This is a genomic window from Mucilaginibacter mali (assembly GCF_013283875.1).
Lineage (GTDB): Bacteria > Bacteroidota > Bacteroidia > Sphingobacteriales > Sphingobacteriaceae > Mucilaginibacter > Mucilaginibacter mali.
In genome coordinates, this window is sequence record NZ_CP054139.1 from 3,730,865 (window position 1) to 3,748,621 (window position 17,757).

Annotated in this window: 11 protein-coding genes; all 11 read right to left on the minus strand. The window is 46.6% G+C overall.

The genetic code is table 11. From position 1 onward, the window contains the following. Positions 1 to 110 precede the first annotated feature (110 nt). Complete coding sequence (locus tag HQ865_RS15460; protein WP_173415759.1) at positions 111 to 785, minus strand: carbohydrate-binding family 9-like protein; 675 nt, start codon at positions 783 to 785, stop codon at positions 111 to 113. Between the two features lie 51 nt (positions 786 to 836). Further along, complete coding sequence (gene galE, locus HQ865_RS15465; protein WP_173415760.1) at positions 837 to 1,871, minus strand: UDP-glucose 4-epimerase GalE; 1,035 nt, start codon at positions 1,869 to 1,871, stop codon at positions 837 to 839. Positions 1,872 to 1,883: 12 nt separating this feature from the next. Beyond that, positions 1,884 to 3,188, minus strand: a complete 1,305-nt coding sequence (locus tag HQ865_RS15470) for a sugar MFS transporter (protein ID WP_173415761.1) — start codon at positions 3,186 to 3,188, stop codon at positions 1,884 to 1,886. A gap of 18 nt (positions 3,189 to 3,206) precedes the next feature. Then, complete coding sequence (gene nagB, locus HQ865_RS15475) at positions 3,207 to 5,126, minus strand: glucosamine-6-phosphate deaminase (RefSeq protein ID WP_173415762.1); 1,920 nt, start codon at positions 5,124 to 5,126, stop codon at positions 3,207 to 3,209. Positions 5,127 to 5,144: 18 nt separating this feature from the next. After that, positions 5,145 to 7,526 (minus strand): glycoside hydrolase family 3 C-terminal domain-containing protein, encoded by a 2,382-nt coding sequence (locus HQ865_RS15480; protein ID WP_173415763.1) that lies wholly within the window; start codon positions 7,524 to 7,526, stop codon positions 5,145 to 5,147. Positions 7,527 to 7,652: 126 nt separating this feature from the next. Continuing rightward, on the minus strand, positions 7,653 to 8,735 hold the full coding sequence (locus HQ865_RS15485; RefSeq protein WP_173415764.1) for a substrate-binding domain-containing protein: 1,083 nt from the start codon (positions 8,733 to 8,735) through the stop codon (positions 7,653 to 7,655). Positions 8,736 to 8,931: 196 nt separating this feature from the next. Continuing rightward, on the minus strand, positions 8,932 to 9,525 hold the full coding sequence (locus tag HQ865_RS15490) for a DUF4202 domain-containing protein (protein ID WP_173415765.1): 594 nt from the start codon (positions 9,523 to 9,525) through the stop codon (positions 8,932 to 8,934). Positions 9,526 to 9,537: 12 nt separating this feature from the next. Beyond that, a complete protein-coding gene (locus HQ865_RS15495) occupies positions 9,538 to 10,962 on the minus strand; it encodes a rubredoxin (protein WP_173415766.1) in 1,425 nt (474 codons plus the stop codon). Position 10,963: 1 nt separating this feature from the next. Further along, positions 10,964 to 14,488 carry a nitrate reductase gene (locus HQ865_RS15500; RefSeq protein WP_173415767.1) on the minus strand — a complete coding sequence of 1,175 codons (3,525 nt, stop codon included), beginning with the start codon at positions 14,486 to 14,488 and terminating at the stop codon, positions 10,964 to 10,966. A gap of 15 nt (positions 14,489 to 14,503) precedes the next feature. Next, positions 14,504 to 15,790: an MFS transporter gene (locus HQ865_RS15505; protein ID WP_173415768.1), complete on the minus strand. Its 1,287-nt coding sequence runs from the start codon at positions 15,788 to 15,790 to the stop codon at positions 14,504 to 14,506. A gap of 24 nt (positions 15,791 to 15,814) precedes the next feature. Further along, positions 15,815 to 17,353, minus strand: a complete 1,539-nt coding sequence (locus HQ865_RS15510; protein ID WP_173415769.1) for an alginate export family protein — start codon at positions 17,351 to 17,353, stop codon at positions 15,815 to 15,817. Between the last annotated feature and the right edge of the window lie 404 nt (positions 17,354 to 17,757).

The window sequence follows — 17,757 nt, forward strand, 5'->3', positions numbered from 1 at the left end:
TAAATCCTGAGAAGAAAATATCAGTCCCTAAGATTGCGCAAACGTTTGATTTGGTTGCGTTTTCGCCCGAAAAATGATATTGCTTGAGCAACACCGGCATCAATACGTTCTTACAGTTCGACAGGTATTTCAAAACGCTCGAATACGCCGGTTCCAAAATATTCCGGACGGTGAAAATCGGGATTAGTAGCATGCACCGCGTTCCAGGCCAGGTAATGCGGAACTGGCAGGTCATCGCCGCATTTAAAAAAATTAAGGCGACAGGTCATCCCCCCAAAACCCTCAATTTGATGAAACTCGAAAACTGCTGTCGGGATAGCTATGGTTAGCTCCCATTCAAATAGCTGATCCTGCTGGTTAAACTTTACCGAGGTTTCAGTACGGATCAGCCCGAGCAGTTGACGGTTTAGAAACTTCCTGTTGGTTTTGCCGCAACCATATTCTCCCAAAACGGTACCGGCACAATTAAACTCCAGGTTATAATAGTTCAGGTCATGTTCAAACGCGATAAAACACTCAACGCAACTATCTTTATACACCGGATCATTAATATTTCGATGAACCGCTGCAATATCCCTCTCCCTGACGTAATATTTCAAAAAGAGCATATCCCGGCTGTGCCCAATTGCAAAGCTGACTACCGGCTTCGGCTGTACATCCAGCCAAAGCAGATGCGACAATGATTGTTTAGTAAAATTATCCAACCGGGCGCCAATACCTGAGATCGTATCGGCCTGTGGCTTGTAGGCCATAAATGGAATAATTAAGTTATTTGATCTGTTCATCTGTATGATGTTCTATTACAGTTTTTTATAAATTTACTTTGTTTATCGCAATTACGCGTCCTGCAATTCGGTAGCTTTCAGGTATTTTTCCCATGCCCAGGCAGATCGCATCATTTCATCTATCCCCAATGTTGCCTTCCAGCTAAGCAAACGGGCAGCCTTGCTTACATCGCCCCAAACCTTTTCTATATCGCCAGCCCTTCTCTCGCCGGTTTTGAAGATCAGTTTTTCGCCTGTGGTTTTATTAAACGCGTTAATAGCCTCCAACACTGAATAGCCATTACCAGTACCGATGTTAAACACATCGTATTTTACCTCCTTTTGCTCTTCCAGGTATTTCAGTGCGGCAACATGCGCCTTAGCTAAATCTACCACATGGATAAAATCGCGGATGCAACTGCCATCAGGCGTATTATAATCCCGGCCGAAAACGGTAAGCGGGCCTCTTTTGCCACTTGCACTTTGGGTGATAAAGGGCACCAGGTTTTGGGGAACCCCTCGCGGCAACTCACCGATCAGCGCCGAGGCATGCGCACCAACCGGGTTGAAGTATCGCAGCGAAACGATCTGGTAATTATCGGCAGTCCGGGCCACATCCTTCAATATTTCCTCGGCCACCTGCTTGGTATTACCATAAGGCGATTCCGCCTTCTTTATGGGTGCATCTTCAGAAACCGGTAACACATCGGGCTGACCGTAAACCGTACAGCTTGACGAAAAAACAAAAGCCACCTGCCGTTGCGCAAAACATTGCAGCACATTGATCAGCGAACCGAAATTATTATCGTAATACTTTAAGGGTTGCTCAACCGATTCGCCCACGGCTTTAAACGCGGCGAAATGGATCACCCCGGCAATATCCTGCTGATGCTCCATAAAAGCGTTAAACCTTAACTTATCGCACAGGTCAATTTCATAAAACTCGGGCGTTACCCCAGTGATCTGCCTGATCTGCTCCAGCACCTTTATGTCTGAGTTAGACAGGTTATCGATAATAACCGGGTGGTAACCGGCATTGATCAGCTCGACCACCGTGTGCGAACCAATATAACCCGTACCGCCGGTAACCAATATCTTCTTTTTCATGTATGTAATGTGTTATGCTTTATATAAACCTGTAGTTCGCTTCCCTATTTTGTATCCAAATGCTGCATAGTACCCGATAAATAAATAGGCAGGCACCATAATTAAATAAGCGCTCCGGGTATCGTAAGCATCGGCCAGTGCGCCGTAGATAAGGGGTAATATGGCGCCACCTGCAATCCCCATGATCAGCAACGATGAGCCAATTTTTGTAAAACGGCCCAAACCATTTAAGGCCAGGGGCCACAATGCGGGCCACATTAGCGAGTTGGCCAGCCCCAACAGCGAGATAAACAATACCGATGCCATGCCCTGCGTAAATACGGCCAGCAGTGCAAACACCACACCCAGTATCGCCGAAAAACATAAGGCTTTGTCCTGCGTAAAATAGCGGGGGATGCATACAATACCTACCAGGTAACCCACGATCATACAGGAAAGGGTAATGGTAGAGAAAAACCGGGCAGTTGCTAAACTGATACCCTGCGAAACGCCATAACTAATGATGGTATCACCAGCCATTACCTCTACCCCTACATACAGGAACAAAGCTAATACACCAAGCAACAGGTGCGGAAACTGAAATACGCTTCGCTTATTGCTGTTAGCCGCCAACAGGGCCTCGTCTTCATGCTCGGTATCAATCTCGGGCAGCGGCGAGCGGTAAACCCATACCGTCAATATCAGTAATACAACGATCATGATGACATAAGGCATGATCACCCTTGATGAAAGTTCGCTCAGGGCCTCTGCACGCTGGGTAGCGGTCATGGTTAATAGTTTTGCTTTTAATTCATCGGCACCTTTTAAGGTGATTGCTCCCAGTACTAATGGCGCGATAGCCCCGGCTACTTTATTACAAATACCCATGATACTTATCCTGCGGGCAGCGCTCTCTGCAGGACCCAAGACGGTAATGTATGGATTGGATGCCGTTTGCAATAAGGCTAAACCTGTGCCTTGTATAAACAAACCCAGCAGGAACAGCGAATACACGCGCGTGTTAGCAGCCGGGATAAATACCAGTGCACCAACCGCCATTACCAGCAAGCCCAGGGCCATCCCTTTTTTAAAGCCGGTATATTTAAGCAGCGCGCCCGATGGTATGGCCATTACAAAATACGAGATGTAAAAAGCCCCGGCAACCAGGTACGATTCGAGGTTGTTTAACTCGCAGGCCATTTTCAGATACGGTATCAATACCGAATTGAGCCAGGTTACAAAACCGAAAATGAAGAACAATACACCGATGATCAGTATCGGAGGGATGCCAGCCTTTTGTTGGCTTGTGGTGGCAGAAGGAGTGGTTTGAGATACCATATTGCGTTGTTTTTTAAATTAAAAGATCCATCTTTTGAAAGCTTCTATCGCTTCGTAATTAGCCAGGCCCAGTTCATCATAAGCGCGGGCAGTTTCGCCGGTGCGGTGCTCGGCCCTTACCCAAAACTCGCGGGCATCATCGCCGGGAAATACGGGTACATCTTTTTGCGACTGATGCTTGAAAATAGCTTCTCGTTTACGTTTCACTTCTTCGGGCGAGAGCGGCACGGCCATTTCTATCTCGTGTATCTCAAACTCGTGCCATGCGCCACGGTACAACCACAGCCAGCAGTCTTTAGCCCATTCGTCAGTAGCTTTCAGGCGGTTTAGCGCTTCAAGAATAATATCAAAACATACTTTATGCGTGCCATGCGGATCGGCAAAATCGCCGGCGGCAAATACCTGGTGTGGTTTTATGGCGCGCAGCAGATCCATGGTTTGCACAATATCGTCTTCAAAGCTCACCTGTTTGCTGGTCTTCAACCTGTCGTAAAAAGGCAGGGCCTGGAAGTGGATCCGCTCGTCCGGTAAACCCGCAAAGCGGGCGCCCGCGATAGCCTCCCCTTTCCTGATCAGCCCTTTAATGGTTTGCACCGGTTTGGGGTCGGTTTGGTTGGGCTGCTTGGTTTTAAAGAAAGCGCGCATATCATCATACAAAGCCTTCAGCACGGTAGTATCCCGGCCCTGGCTTTGTTCAAAATCCATGCTGAATTCTACATAACGCAGCACATCATCATCCCAAACGGCCGTATTGCCCGATGTTTGGTAAGCCACATGCACCTCATGCCCCTGGTCGGCTAGGCGGATAAAAGTGCCCCCCATCGAGATTACATCATCATCCGGGTGCGGCGAGAAAACGATGGAGCGTTTCTTTGCAGGCTGCGCGCGTTCGGGGCGTTGCCTGTCGTCGGCATCGGGTTTACCTCCCGGCCAGCCGGTAATGGTATGCTGCACCTTGTTAAAAATATCGATATTGATATTGTACACTGGCCCTTTTTCTGTAGCCAGTTGGGCCATGCCGTGGTTATTATAATCTTCCTCCGTCAGTTTCAGAATAGGTTTTTTTAGCGTTTGCGCCAGCCAGATCACCGCTTTTTTTACCAGTTGGGCATCCCAAATGCAATCCTTAACCAGCCAGGGCGTATCAAAGCGGGTCAGTTCGCTGGCCGCGCCGGTATCCAAAATAAACTCTACATTGTCTGATAGTTGCAGGAAAGTAGCCGGTACATCGGCCGAAATTTCTCCCTCAACCGCTTTTTTAATAATGCTGGCCTTCTTTGCATTCCAGGCCATCAGGATAATTTCGCGGGCTTTAAAAATTGTACCCACACCCATGGTAATGGCTTTGGTGGGTACATTCTCTTTCCCGCCAAAATCGCGCGAGGCATCGCTGCGGGTCAGGTCGTTCAGGGTTACCAGGCGTGTACCCGAATTTGGCGCCGAACCCGGCTCGTTAAAACCAATGTGGCCGGTACGGCCAATACCCAGTAATTGTATATCAAGCCCTTTATAAGCGCTTATCTTTTGCTCGTAGGCCAGGCAAAACGCCTCCACCTTTTCCCGCGAAAGCGCGCCATCGGGGATATGCACATTCGCTTTATCGATATCGATATGATCGAACAGATGCTTGTTCATAAAGCTTACGTAGCTCTGCTCGGCATCCGGCTGCATCGGATAGTATTCGTCGAGGTTAAAGGTTACCACGTTTTTAAAGCTTAATCCCTCCTCGAGGTGCAGGCGCACCAGTTCCTGGTAAACCTGTATGGGCGTAACGCCCGTGGCCAGGCCTAATACCGCTTGTTCGCCGGTTTGTTGCCTGGCCAATATCAGGTCGGCAATACGGCGCGCTACAGCCTTACTGGCTGCAACCTGGTTGGAGAATATGGTTACCGGCAGTTTTTCGTACCGGGTTTCTTCTAATAAATTTAATCGTGACATATTTTTTAATAATGCTGCCTATTTAATAAAAAAGCTACGTGTTTGCCTGATATCGGCCGAGGATGAACCGGCCATTACTTTAAACTCGCCGGGTTCAAGTACAAACTCCATTTTTCGGTTATATAGCTTCAATTCTTCCCGTGGGATGCTGAAGTGCAAGCTGCGTTTCTCGCCGGGAGCAAGATGTACGCGATCGAATCCTTTTAACAGTTTCTCGTAAGTGGTTACCGAACTTAGTACATCGCGGATATAGATCTGAACTACTTCATCCCCTGCCACTTTGCCGGTATTGGTTACATCGACGGTTACCTGAATATCGGCCCCATCTTTTTCCACCGGCGCTATGCTCAGGTTACTATAGGCAAAACTGGTATAACTTAACCCGAAACCAAACGGATACAACAGCCCCTTGGCTTTCGCTTCTTCACCGTCATCAGTTTGCGCGCTGGGCTTGGATGGGAAATTCAGCGGCAACTGGCCTACTGCTTTAGGAAAAGTAAGCGTTAGTTTGCCGCCGGGGTTATAATCGCCAAACAGTACATCGGCAATTGCGGTACCACCTTTTACCCCCGGGTAGCCTGCGTAGATGATACCATCCACATATTTATCTATCCAGTTGATGGTCATGGGCTGTGTGCCGATAAGTACCACTACTACTGGCTTGCCAGTGGCTTTTACGGCCTTGATCAGATCTAACTGGTGCCCCGGCAGATCCAAACTGATACGGCTTTTGTTTTCGCCGGCTGTGCGTGTATTACCACCCAGCACCACTACCACCGCGTCGGCCGATTGGGCTACCTGCACGGCTGAATCGACCATGGCCTGCTCGCGTTTGTCCATTGGCTGGGGCAGGATCTCACTTTCGGGCCAGGTTTTATCTACCAGGTCAGCGCCTTTGGTATAGCTTACTTTATTGTTACCCAGTTTATTTTGGATACCCTGCAATACATTTACACTTGGCGACATCAACGGACCGTAATGCGTATGCGCATAGTCATCGTTTGTTGCATTCGGACCGATCACTGCCACACGGTTCAATGTTTTAGACAAAGGCAGGATATTGCCTTTGTTTTTTAACAGCACAATACTCTCCAGCGATGCCTTTAAGGCCACAGTCTGGTGCGCGGCGCTGTTAACCAGCTTACGGCTTTCGGCAGCATTTTCCACATAAGGATGATCGAACAAACCCAGTTTAAACTTTACCCGCAACACATCTTTAACGCGGCTATTAATGGTATCTATAGGGATACGGCCCTCATTAACCAGTTGTCGCAGATAAATGATGATACTATCGGGTTTACGGAAAGTAGTACGCACATTCATGCCTGCCATAAAGGCCTGGTAAACGGCATCTTTTAAATTAGCCGCCACATGGTGCTTGCCTGATAGATATTCCAGCGCATCGCTATCGCTCACCACATAACCTGCAAAATGCATTTCTTCGCGCAAGCGTTTGATCAGCCAGTAATCACTGCCTGAAATGGGGATGCCGTCATAATCGTTATAAGAACTCATGACGCCCATTGGAGCAGCTTCCTTAAACACATGTTTAAAAGGATAAAGCAATATATTCTCCACCTCGCGCGGCGCCACCTGCGGATCTGTACGGGCAAAACCTTCGCGGGCTCCTTTGTTGGCGCTGTAAACAGCAAAGTGCTTAACCGTTGAAGCGATTTGGTTATGATCCTGCATACCCTTTGCCATGGCTACACCCAAACGGGCCACCAGGTAAGGGTCTTCGCCATACGATTCTTCCAAACGGCCCCAGCGCTGGTCGCGGGCCACATCAAGTATAGGGGCATACACGTTGGTATACCCAAGGGCGCGTGCTTCTTTACCGGTAATTAACCCTTCCTGATAAACCAGGTCTTTGTCCCAGGTCATACCCATATTTAACTGCGTGGGGAAGCCGGTTGCTTCGTAGGCTTCTACCCCCCGGATACCTTCGTTAGTAAAATCGGTAGGGATACCCAGGCGGGTTTGTTCAATAAAGAAACGCTGGGTTTCATTCATCGCCCAAATATGTTTTTCCATATTGGCAGCCAGATTTGAGTTTGATAATTTACCCCAGCCGATAAACCCGTTCAGGTGTTCATCAATATTGGCAATGCCGTCTTTCCAGATCTCGTTCTTCCAACCCGGGGTAGGTAACGAATCTTTTAACACCCGCTTCCAGCCATACAGGGTTGCCATCTGGCAGGTTTTCTCTTCCAACGTCATTTGCGAAAGCAGGCTGGCGATACGCTCATTAATACCACGCGACGGATCTTCGTAAATATCTTTCCGGCCGTTTTTATTCAGATCTATCCAACCCGATCTATAAATACCTTTTTGAGTTTGGGCATTCATGACACCGGGAATGAGCAAAACTGCAACCAGGCCACTTAAAAGCTTTTTCATATTAAAATGTATGCGGAAACGCTATTGTTTATAAATGATTTAAAGCAAATGTAATAAAATTTGCGTGTGCGCACACGCAAATTAAAAATTTTATACCATATAGGCAAATCACTCATTTTTAAGCTGTCAATTAATATTTAAAAAATCGGTATCCTCTCCCAGGAAATAGTTGAGGTTTTCTTTCACAATGATATCCAGCGGCAGATATTTCATCATTGGTATCTCTTTTTTCAGCACAAGATATTCCGATATCAGTTGCAGGCTCCAGAACCCTTGTCCCCTGGCATTTTGGTTGATGAGAAATGTGATCAGCCCGCTTTGCAAAAAATTAACGTTTTTAGGTAAAAGGTCGTACCCTATTATTTTTATTCCATTAATTCGTCGCTCTTTAAGATAACCGGCCACCTGGTAGGCTTTGGAAGTGGTTACATAGATGGCTTTAAGATTGGAATTATGTTCTATCACCTTATCCATCTGCGCTTTAAACAGCGAATAATTTGAACTATTCAACTCTTCCTTCAGCAGGTCGTACTCTTCAAGATCGTTCTGTACAAAGTAATTCCTGAATCCCTGCTCTTTTTTGCTCATGTGGAAAGCGTTGGAAATATCCTCGTCGAAATGGGCGATGAGGACCGTACCATTATCTGGTAAACTGCTGTGCACCAATCGCGCGGCCAGCATACCACTTTGGTAGGCGTCCTGCCCTACATAACAAAGCGGGTATATATCGGCAATTTGTGTATTGAAAAGTACAAAGGGGATCTTTTTATCCTGCCAGGTTTTAAAAAAGGGCAAAACTTCCCGGTAAAATATAGGGGATACGATAATGCCATCCGGTTCGCTATTGTTAAGCTGCCTGGCCTGCTCCACAAATGACTTCACATCGTAAGGGTCGAACAAAAAGAACTTAACAACTACACCGTATTGCTTCAACTCACGTTCGGCACGTTTTATCCCTTCCCTGGGGTCTTTCCAATAGGTATCGTACTGATCGTCAGGAATGAGGGCAGCTACCTCGAATGTCTTTTTTGAACCCAGCGCCCGCGCGATAAAGTTCGGCTCGTAATCCATCTCCTCCAGTATCTTCAGTACGCGCTCAGCTACTTTAGGCGAAACCCGCCCTCTTTTATGGATAACGCGGTCTACCGTACCTGTCGAAACCTTTGCTTTTAAGGCAATATCCTTTATCGTTATCTTCCTGTCAGACATTCTTTTTACGCTCTCCCTGATTGTATCTTCATTATTTATCCTGCTGCTTTACAACACGGTGTTTGCGAGCACGCACAATAAATAAAAAGCATGAAAGTAACAAATTACTTGGTTACTGCAGCCATTATTTAATTCACTGCAGGTAAATATTCATCATTTCCTTAATTCAGCTACCTGAAAGACAGGGAGTATTTATTTAATCTTCCGATTTTAAGGCTTGTTGAATTAAATTTAAAGCAGCTGGCGAAAAGTTTAAGCCTAAAGCGAAACTATGCCCGTGAGTATCCATTTTTAATAAGGATTTACGCAGGATATTGATCATTTTTTGCGGATCGTTTTCGTACTTCTTCCTAAAATCCTCGTACTGGTATTGCAGAAAAACTAAACAAAGCGCATTTTCCATCGTTTGCACATCGGCGTCAACCTTTATCCGCTTTTTCAGGATGATCTGGCTTACACGATCCACCTGTTCATCGCTATATCCGGCCTGTTTCATCAACTTACCTGTTATGGCGGCATGGTGCAGCGCCAGGTCTTTACGCCATTTCAGATAGGGCTCCCTACCCTCGGGGTAACTTTCGCGCGGTATTTCCCAACGGCCAATATGCTGGCTGCGCGATGCCAAAAGTAATTCTTGGTTTGCATTAGGGTCGAGCTTTAAAACCCAATCATACAGTTTAATAGCAAAAAAATATTCTTGCGGGTAATCAGTCCCATCCCATTCAAAACCACGCGGGTCTTGCCGGTTATAATCGTCAAAAAGTTGAAAAGCGGTTGCTAAATTATTCATCGCCTTAAAATACTATCTTTTGTCTATCAACTCAAAACTATCTTCCGATTCACAAACAGGGCATATGTAAACGCCGAGATCTTCAAATGCAGTTCCGGCCGGGATATCATTTGATGCATCGCCGTAAGTTTTATCATAAACAGTCATGCAATGTTTGCAGCTATAAAGCAATTCATCTGTAGTTGTAGCATCCCCCTTATCAGGCACATCCGTCAAAACCTTTTTTTTGCTTTGCGAAAGCTGGTAATAACTATTGCAAAGCTCGGTTAGTTGCTGTACCAGGTTTTCTTTCCTGATCCGTTTTCTATAGGAAATATAGTTTTTAGAGTTAGGGTTAAAATCAACTGTATGTAATACCTCGAACGCGCCCGATGGTTGTGTTTTTATAATTATTGAACCAAGCAACCCGGTTTTAGGCTGTGTTTTTATAGCGAAGCTTAGCCGATAGGTGCGCAGATCGGCCTCCTCAAACTCGCGGACCAGTTGCTGTTTCAGTGCCAGCCCCGCTTCGCACATGTCTTCAATCTGCCAGTTCAATTCGTTTGATGCATGGCGGATATTAAGGCGGTATTTATCAAGGATATAGCCCCAGTCGTTACGGTCGTTAGGTTCTATCCCTTTTATCAATATCGATTTCCATGGCGTGGTATACAATTGCCCTATCCGTGTTTTCAGGCACAGGTTACATACATCTTTTAAAAAGCCAATATCAAACAGTTCGTTCCTGCGATAAATGCCCAGCCAGTATTTATTAGCATAACGGTTAAAACCCTCGTAATACGGCAAGTAGAAATCGGGCAGTTGCAACGGCCCCGGCAATGGCTGTGCCGGGATATTTAAGGTTTTGCCCGCCTTTTCAAAAAACAGTTGCTCATCAATGTGAGGGGCATCATAAAACAAAGACTTATTCTTCAGGATAACATCTTCGGCCCTTTTGCTGATGGTTGGGATATCGTCCGAATAGATAAGAGATGGCCAGCAATAAAACTGATTGGTTTTTGGAAACCGGATATGCAGGTACCAGTAATTGCTCACATCCGAACTGATGAAATTAAAGTTGCCGCTAAAAAATGGTATAAAACTTTGGTGCCGGTCTATCAGGTTTATTTTTAGTTGCGGCTGATAATTGAACAGGTCGAAAATATCTTTATAAACACCTTCCCGCAGCCAGCTCTCGTGATTGAAAATGGCGTCGCACACGTAGGAACTCATGATATTGGGATACTCATCAGCATCAATTTCATAACTGGTACCCGCACGCAGCATCTCCAGTTCCATATCTTCCAGCTCGGCGGCATCAACAGTAAAAAACAATTGCTGCCGGTTACCGAAACGGATATGTCGCGCGCCCGCGTTTTCGGCTATCACCAGTATCTCGTAAAGATCTCCTGCTGATGCCACGCCGCCAGGTAAGTTTATTTTAATGAGATGTTCCATACTACGCCACTCTTTGCGAAACCAAATTCTTCAGGCCTTCTTCCAACAGGCGTTTCACCTCGGGCCGGCACGATCCGCAACCGGTACCGGCGCCTGTTGCCGCGCATAGGTCTTTCATATTATCACAGCCTTCCATCACTTTTTTGCTGATGTTTTCAGCCCCCACATTATTGCAGCTGCATACCAATTTCCCTAAAACCGGATCGGCCTTGCTACCGCTGCGCAGTAGTTGCAGGCGTTTTTCGCTTAGTTCGGTTTTATTGGCTATCAGTTCTTTAAATTCCAGGAATTCGCTTTTATCACCTATCAATATCGTACCTACCAATTTATCCTGGTGGATGATGCACTTTTTGTAATAGCGTTTGGCTTTATCAATAAATACCACCTCTTCGTACCCCGGCTCGTCGGGGCACTCGGGCAAGCCGATACTGCACAGATCGAAACCGTGGATCTTAATAATATTCATAAATACGCTGCCCTTATAATAGCTGGCTATATCGCCATTCAGGTAACCGGCAACAACCGCGGCCTGTTGTTCGGCAGCGGCAGTAATACCATATAGTGTGCCGTTAAATTCGGCAATTTCGCCAATGGCATAAATATCCGGGGCGCTGGTTTGCAGGCGCTCATTCACCACTACGCCCCGTTTACAGGCCAGGCCGCATTCGCGCGCCAGTTCAAGGTTGGGTGTGGTACCAATAGCCAGGATCATGGCATCGCAATCAATCTTTCGACCGCTGCGTAAGCCTACACCAGTTAACCTGGCCCGACCGTAAAATAGCTGCACCTCATCATCATAATAAATATCGCAGCCCTGGTCAACCATTTCTTCGTGCAATAGCTTACTGCCCAGTGCATCTAACTGCCTGTTTAAAAAGCTGGATGTACGCTGCACAATGGTGATACGGATGCCTATCTCGCGCAATGAGGCCGCCATCTCCAAACCAAGTAATCCGCCCCCTACAATTACCACATGCCCGTTCTTTTTAACATGTTTTTTAAAATTATCGGCATCAGTACGGCTGCGCATGCTGAATATGCCCGGTAACGAAGGCACATTTTTAGGGATAGCCGCCCGGCTGCCGGTAGCCATGATCAACACATCATAAGGGGTTTTGATCCCGCGCGAATCGGTTACGCATTTGTTTTCACGGTCTACATTCGTTACACTAACGCCGCGTAGTAAACTAATGCGGTATTCTGGTTCTTCCTCGTCCTTCATTTTCACCAGTTGCTCCCACTGTTGTTCGCCACTGATGTAATCGGGCAGCATCACACGGTTGTAGAATGGAAAATCCTCTTTACTGAAAATGGTGATACGATCGTTCGGGTTCAGCTCCCTGTACGATTTTACAAAACCGTATGCCCCAGCCCCCGCGCCTACCACTACAACACGCTGAAATGGCTTTTTATATTTGGCGATATTAACCGCGCAATATTTAAAATCAGGCTCTTTCGATATTGGGTCGAGCGCATCGTTAGTGAGGTTATTAGCCCGATGCAGATCGCTGCCCAGTATTTTGCCCCAGTGCATCGGTAAAAACACCACACCGGGTTTTATCTGGGTAGTTAGCTTAACTTTCACTTGCACTTCGCCACGGCGCGACGTAACAACGGTTATATCGCCATCCTTTAAATGCATGGCAGCAGCATCGCGCGGGTGTATCTCTATAAACGCTTCTTTAATATGCTGGTTCAGTTTGTTTACCTTACCTGTTTTGCTCATGGTATGCCACTGGTCGCGGATACGGCCGGTGGTTAATATAAACGGATAATCAGCATCGGGCCTTTCGCTGCTAAAAGCATCGGGCACCGCATGGATGATGGCTTTTTGCGATGGGGTATAGAACTTCCTGTCGGCAAAAAGGCGTTCGGTGCCGCCGGCCTTGCTTTTCTTTTTATAGGGCCATTGTACCGATACCTGTTCTTTCAGCACCTCGTAACTCAGACCGCTTATATCAATATTGGTTTTAGCGGTTAGCTTAACATGTTCGGCATAGATCTCGGTACTGTTCTTAAAATCAAAACCCGGGTAACCCATTTTACGGGCAAAGCGGCAAATGATCTCAGCATCAGGAATGGCTTCGCCCGGCGCATCGGTGATCTTGTTCAGGTAGCTGACCCGTCTTTCCGAATTGGTCATTGTGCCCTCCTTTTCGGCCCAGGCAGCGGCGGGCAGTATCACATCGGCATAAGCCAAAGTTTCGGGCTTATTGCTTACCTCCTGCACCACTACAAATTTGGCTTTTTTTAAAGCTTCTTCGGCCAAACGCACATTGGGCAAGCTGGTAAGCGGGTTGGTACACATGATCCAGATGGCTTTCAGGCGGCCATCGTTCAGCGCCTCAAACATTTCGGTGGCGGTAAGGCCCGGTTCAGGGCTGATGGGTTTACCTTTCCAAAATTGCTGCACTTCCTGCCGGTGCAGCGGGTTCTTCAGGTCGCGGTGGGCGGGCAACAGGTTAGCCAAACCGCCTACTTCGCGGCCACCCATGGCATTGGGCTGCCCGGTAAGGGATAATGGCCCCGAACCGGGCTTGCCCACATGGCCGGTTATCAAATTCAAGTTTATAAGGCTCAGATTTTTGTTTACACCAACAGCGCTTTGGTTCAATCCCATGGTCCACATGGAAATAAACCCTTTGGCTTCGCCGATGTATTTAGCGGCCAGCCGGATATCGCGCTCGCTCACACCACATATTTTTGCCGATTCGACCAGGGTACGTTTAAACACCAGTGCGCTGTATTGTTCAAAACCCTCGGCATGGCTACGGATAAACCCGATATCGATATCGCCGTTTTCGATCAACAGGCGGCCGATAGCATGGTTCAGTGTAATATCCGTACCGGGGTTAATTTGCAGGTGCAGATCGGCCAGGCTACAGGTATCTGTTACCCGGGGGTCAACCACAATGATCCTGGTATCAGGGTTGGCGGCTTTATGCGCCTCTACCCTGCGCCACAGTATCGGGTGGCACCAGGCCGGGTTAGCGCCGGTAACATAGAAACAGTCGGCCAGTTCAATATCATCATAGCAAAGCGGTACGCTATCCTCACCTAAAGCCAGCTTGTAAGCAGCCACCGCGCTGCTCATACACAGGCGCGAATTTGTATCGATATTATTACTGCCGATGAAGCCTTTCATCAGCTTGTTCACCACGTAATATTCTTCGGTAAGGCATTGCCCCGAGGCATAAAACGCCACCGAATCGGGCCCGTATTTTTCAATAAAGGTTTTAAAAACAGCAGCGGTACGTTCAAGCGCGTCGTCCCAGCTTACTCTTTGCAGGGGCATACTTTTGTTATAACGCATTTGGGGGTATAGCAGCCGGTCGCTTTTATCGTTAACGGTGTAGTGCAGGTTCATCCCCTTGCTGCACAGCATCCCTTTGTTTACCGGGTAGTCTTTATTCCCGGAAACGGTAATATCCCCATTCTTTTCCTTATTCACCACCACGCCGCAACCCACCCCGCAATAACAGCAGGTAGACGTTAACGACGTGATATTTTTTCCGGGTGATGACATTTTTTACAGATTAATTTATACCGCTGCCACTATGCCAGCGGGCTGGTCTTCGTTTGCTGTTTGCTTGCGGAAACGGGTAATGAGTATGATTACCGCTACTACCATTACCGTGTAACCGATATAGCTAAAAGCCTGCACATAAGTAATGGCCGATGATTTGAACAGGAAGCCGAACAGCATCCCCCCAAGGTTACCGCCCGCGCCTACTATACCGCTTACCAGGCCTACATTCTTTTCGTTGATAAACGGTACGATACCGTAAGTAGCCCCGTTACTCATTTTAAGGAACAGTGCGAACGACAGCATGGAAATAATAGCAATGAGCAAACTACCTGCCTGTGCGAACAACACCAGCCCGCAGCCCTCTAAAAGCAGCACCCCGGCCAGTAAAAGGCCCTTACCCCGCATACCATGTTTTTTCCCAACCTTGTCTGACACGATGCCGCCCAGCGCCCGGGCAAAAATGTTCATGAAGCCGAAAATCCCCGCCCAAAAACCTGCCGAGCTTTGCGAAAGATGGAAAGTATCTACAAAGTGCAGTGATGCTACGTTATCAAAGGTTACTTCCATTCCAAAGCACATAGCGTAAGCCATGGTCAAGGCCCAAATGCGCCAGTCGGCCAGTACGCTCCAATCTGTTTTGGTTGATTTGCTTTTATAACCTATTTCATCGTAGTTACCATTGGGGGTATCTTTGGTATATTTATAATACACAAAGGCGATCACCAACATCATGCTGCCGGGAACGATCATGGCATAGCGCCAGGCTTGAGCCGGTGTATAACCGAAACCTACTATGGCGGCAAAAATTAATGGCATAACCATATTGGTAACACCGCCGCCCAGATTGCCCCAGCCACCGGTAACGGCATTGGCCGTACCTTTTATATTAGATGCGAACATCATAGAGGTGTGGAACTGCGTGATCACAAACGATGCCCCGATAACCCCGATAGCCAGCCTGAACATTAAAAACGTAGCATAGCTGTGTGCCAGCCCTACAAAAAATACAGGCAGCGAACCGATAAGCAGTAACCTTACAGCTGTTTTGCGCGGCCCCCAGGTATCGCACAGTTTACCCATAATTAAACGGGCTATAATGGTTGAACCTACCGAAGCTATGATGATATTACCGATCTGTGCTTTAGTTAAATGTAGTTCGGCACGGATGGTGGGCATTAACGGCGCCAGGCCGAACCAGCCGAAGAAACATACAAAGAACATGAGCCATGTAATATGGAACGTGCGCATTTGTATGCCTTTGGCCGAAAATATATTGAGTTTGGTGAGTTGCTTTTCCATGATCTTTCTTTCTTAATTGAGTGATTATTTATTCAGAAATTCTGGTGTGATATTGAGTTGCAGATATGCCCATACCGGGTTAAGATGTGCCGAGCCGGGGGTAATGTTTTTGGCATATTCCATGCTTTGTGTAGCCCCCATGTATGACAAGCCCAGGGTGGCCATGGTGAACTTATTTACCTTATAACCGGTCGTCAGATCGAACTCCGTGCCGAGGTATTTGTTTACCGCATTGCCCACCGCATCTTTTTGATTGTTAGCCAGCATAAAATAATGGTTAGCCAGTTCGGTACTGAAGCGCTTATTGGCCGATGTATATTTCAGCTTAAGATAAGGGTTGCTCAGACCGCCTGCCGGGGCACCACTAACGGCGTAGAAATAATCCATCAGCCCCCAAAACTTGTGCGGGGTACCATAAAGCGGATCGAACCGGTGATTGGTTTTTGAGGCAGAGAATGCATCGTTACCCGACAGGTAATCCCAGCCAATAGTATAAGCCATTTTACCGGGATTATACGCGGCGGAGAAGGTAAACATAGAAGCATCAAGGCTTAAACCGTCCTTATCGTGCCCGCCCTGGTAATAATAGCCGCCGGTGAAGGCAAATTGGTTTTTAGCGCCCAATACTGGGTTAATTAATAAACCTGCGGTATAACGCAGGTTCACCCCCGGCTGGTTGTAACGGTAACCATAAACATAGCCAACATCAGTACCGGCGGTATTCTTAACCGAATCGAGCACGTATTTGCCGAACTGATCGGCAAGAAACAAGCCCGATATTTTGGTTTTATTAAATTTCTTAGCGATGTACAAATATTGCATGGATTTATAATCCTGGTTAAGGCCGTTGGTACCGGGTGGGTTCAGTAATGCCGGACTGCCATTTTTAGCGCTGATGCCTGCGCTGCTAATAAGCGGGATCATCCCTGCCGGGGTGTTAACCAGGTTCCCTTTGCTGTCTTTTACCGTTGCCGGAATATTGGCAGGCGTATAGTAAGTACTGTTGTAGTTTACAGCATCGGTGTTTTGGTTAAAGGCAGCGCCAAGATCAAACTGCCAGCCTTTTTGCAGGGCTTTAAATACTACCGCGTCATGCCTGCGGCCTTGCTGCAGCCAATCGGTTGAACCCAGCAGGCGCTCATCATCATAAACAATTTCCTGGCGGCCTATTTTAATGGCGAAATAATCTAAGGGCGATATTTTAAAGGAAGTATCTTTTTTATTTGAAAAGACGATCTCGGCCCAGGCTTCGTGAATACTCAAGCGGTTGCCATCGTTAACGGTAATGGTTGATGCATCCTGCCCCCAAAGCCGCACATCCTGAACAGAAGTTTGAAAAATAAGGTGGCCCGATCTGTAATTAAGGGTCAAACGCGTTCGCTGTGAAACGAAGGCAGCATTTTGATTGCCAATAGGTTGTAGCGTACCGTAGCCATCGCGTAACTCACCACGGGGCCGTAACTGCCCGGTGATGGTAAATTGCGCCCTGACTGTAAATGCAGTCAGGCTAAGGCACGCGACAAATAGAACAACCCTGCATTGTTTAAATACATTTTTGTACATTTGGTAAGGTTTTTTAATTTGTTAAAGCAATTGAAAACTGATAACCCTGTCCGGGAATGCGACCTCCCGGCGGGGCTTTTTTTTGCAATATCCTGTCTATTTTACTTCCATATTTTAATTTTTCTAATTTATTAACCAAATAGCTTATTTCATTTTTATAAATATATTCATTTTGATGAAAATTTTCAATAAAAATTCAATAATTGATGAATTTTTATGATTAATACCATATAAATGATAGTTTTTTAATAAAAAATCAATATCAAAAACTAATAAACATTCATTTATATCATATTTTCAATCAAATACTACATACATTTAGTGATAAAATCATTTTTAATATTATTTTAAACATAAAAATCACTAAATACATAGCGAATAACAAAAACTGCATGTATTTTTTG

What these genes read in the sequence shown, in the direction of transcription:
- galE (WP_173415760.1), bottom strand. Translation starts at nt 1,871, where the DNA reads ATGAAAAAGAAGATATTGGTTACCGGCGGTACGGGTTATATTGGTTCG.
- nagB (WP_173415762.1), bottom strand. Translation starts at nt 5,126, where the DNA reads ATGTCACGATTAAATTTATTAGAAGAAACCCGGTACGAAAAACTGCCG.
- HQ865_RS15485 (WP_173415764.1), bottom strand. Translation starts at nt 8,735, where the DNA reads ATGTCTGACAGGAAGATAACGATAAAGGATATTGCCTTAAAAGCAAAG.
- HQ865_RS15495 (WP_173415766.1), bottom strand. Translation starts at nt 10,962, where the DNA reads ATGGAACATCTCATTAAAATAAACTTACCTGGCGGCGTGGCATCAGCA.
- HQ865_RS15470 (WP_173415761.1), bottom strand. Translation starts at nt 3,188, where the DNA reads ATGGTATCTCAAACCACTCCTTCTGCCACCACAAGCCAACAAAAGGCT.
- HQ865_RS15460 (WP_173415759.1), bottom strand. Translation starts at nt 785, where the DNA reads ATGAACAGATCAAATAACTTAATTATTCCATTTATGGCCTACAAGCCA.
- HQ865_RS15505 (WP_173415768.1), bottom strand. Translation starts at nt 15,790, where the DNA reads ATGGAAAAGCAACTCACCAAACTCAATATATTTTCGGCCAAAGGCATA.
- HQ865_RS15500 (WP_173415767.1), bottom strand. Translation starts at nt 14,488, where the DNA reads ATGTCATCACCCGGAAAAAATATCACGTCGTTAACGTCTACCTGCTGT.
- HQ865_RS15490 (WP_173415765.1), bottom strand. Translation starts at nt 9,525, where the DNA reads ATGAATAATTTAGCAACCGCTTTTCAACTTTTTGACGATTATAACCGG.
- HQ865_RS15480 (WP_173415763.1), bottom strand. Translation starts at nt 7,526, where the DNA reads ATGAAAAAGCTTTTAAGTGGCCTGGTTGCAGTTTTGCTCATTCCCGGT.
- HQ865_RS15510 (WP_173415769.1), bottom strand. Translation starts at nt 17,353, where the DNA reads ATGTACAAAAATGTATTTAAACAATGCAGGGTTGTTCTATTTGTCGCG.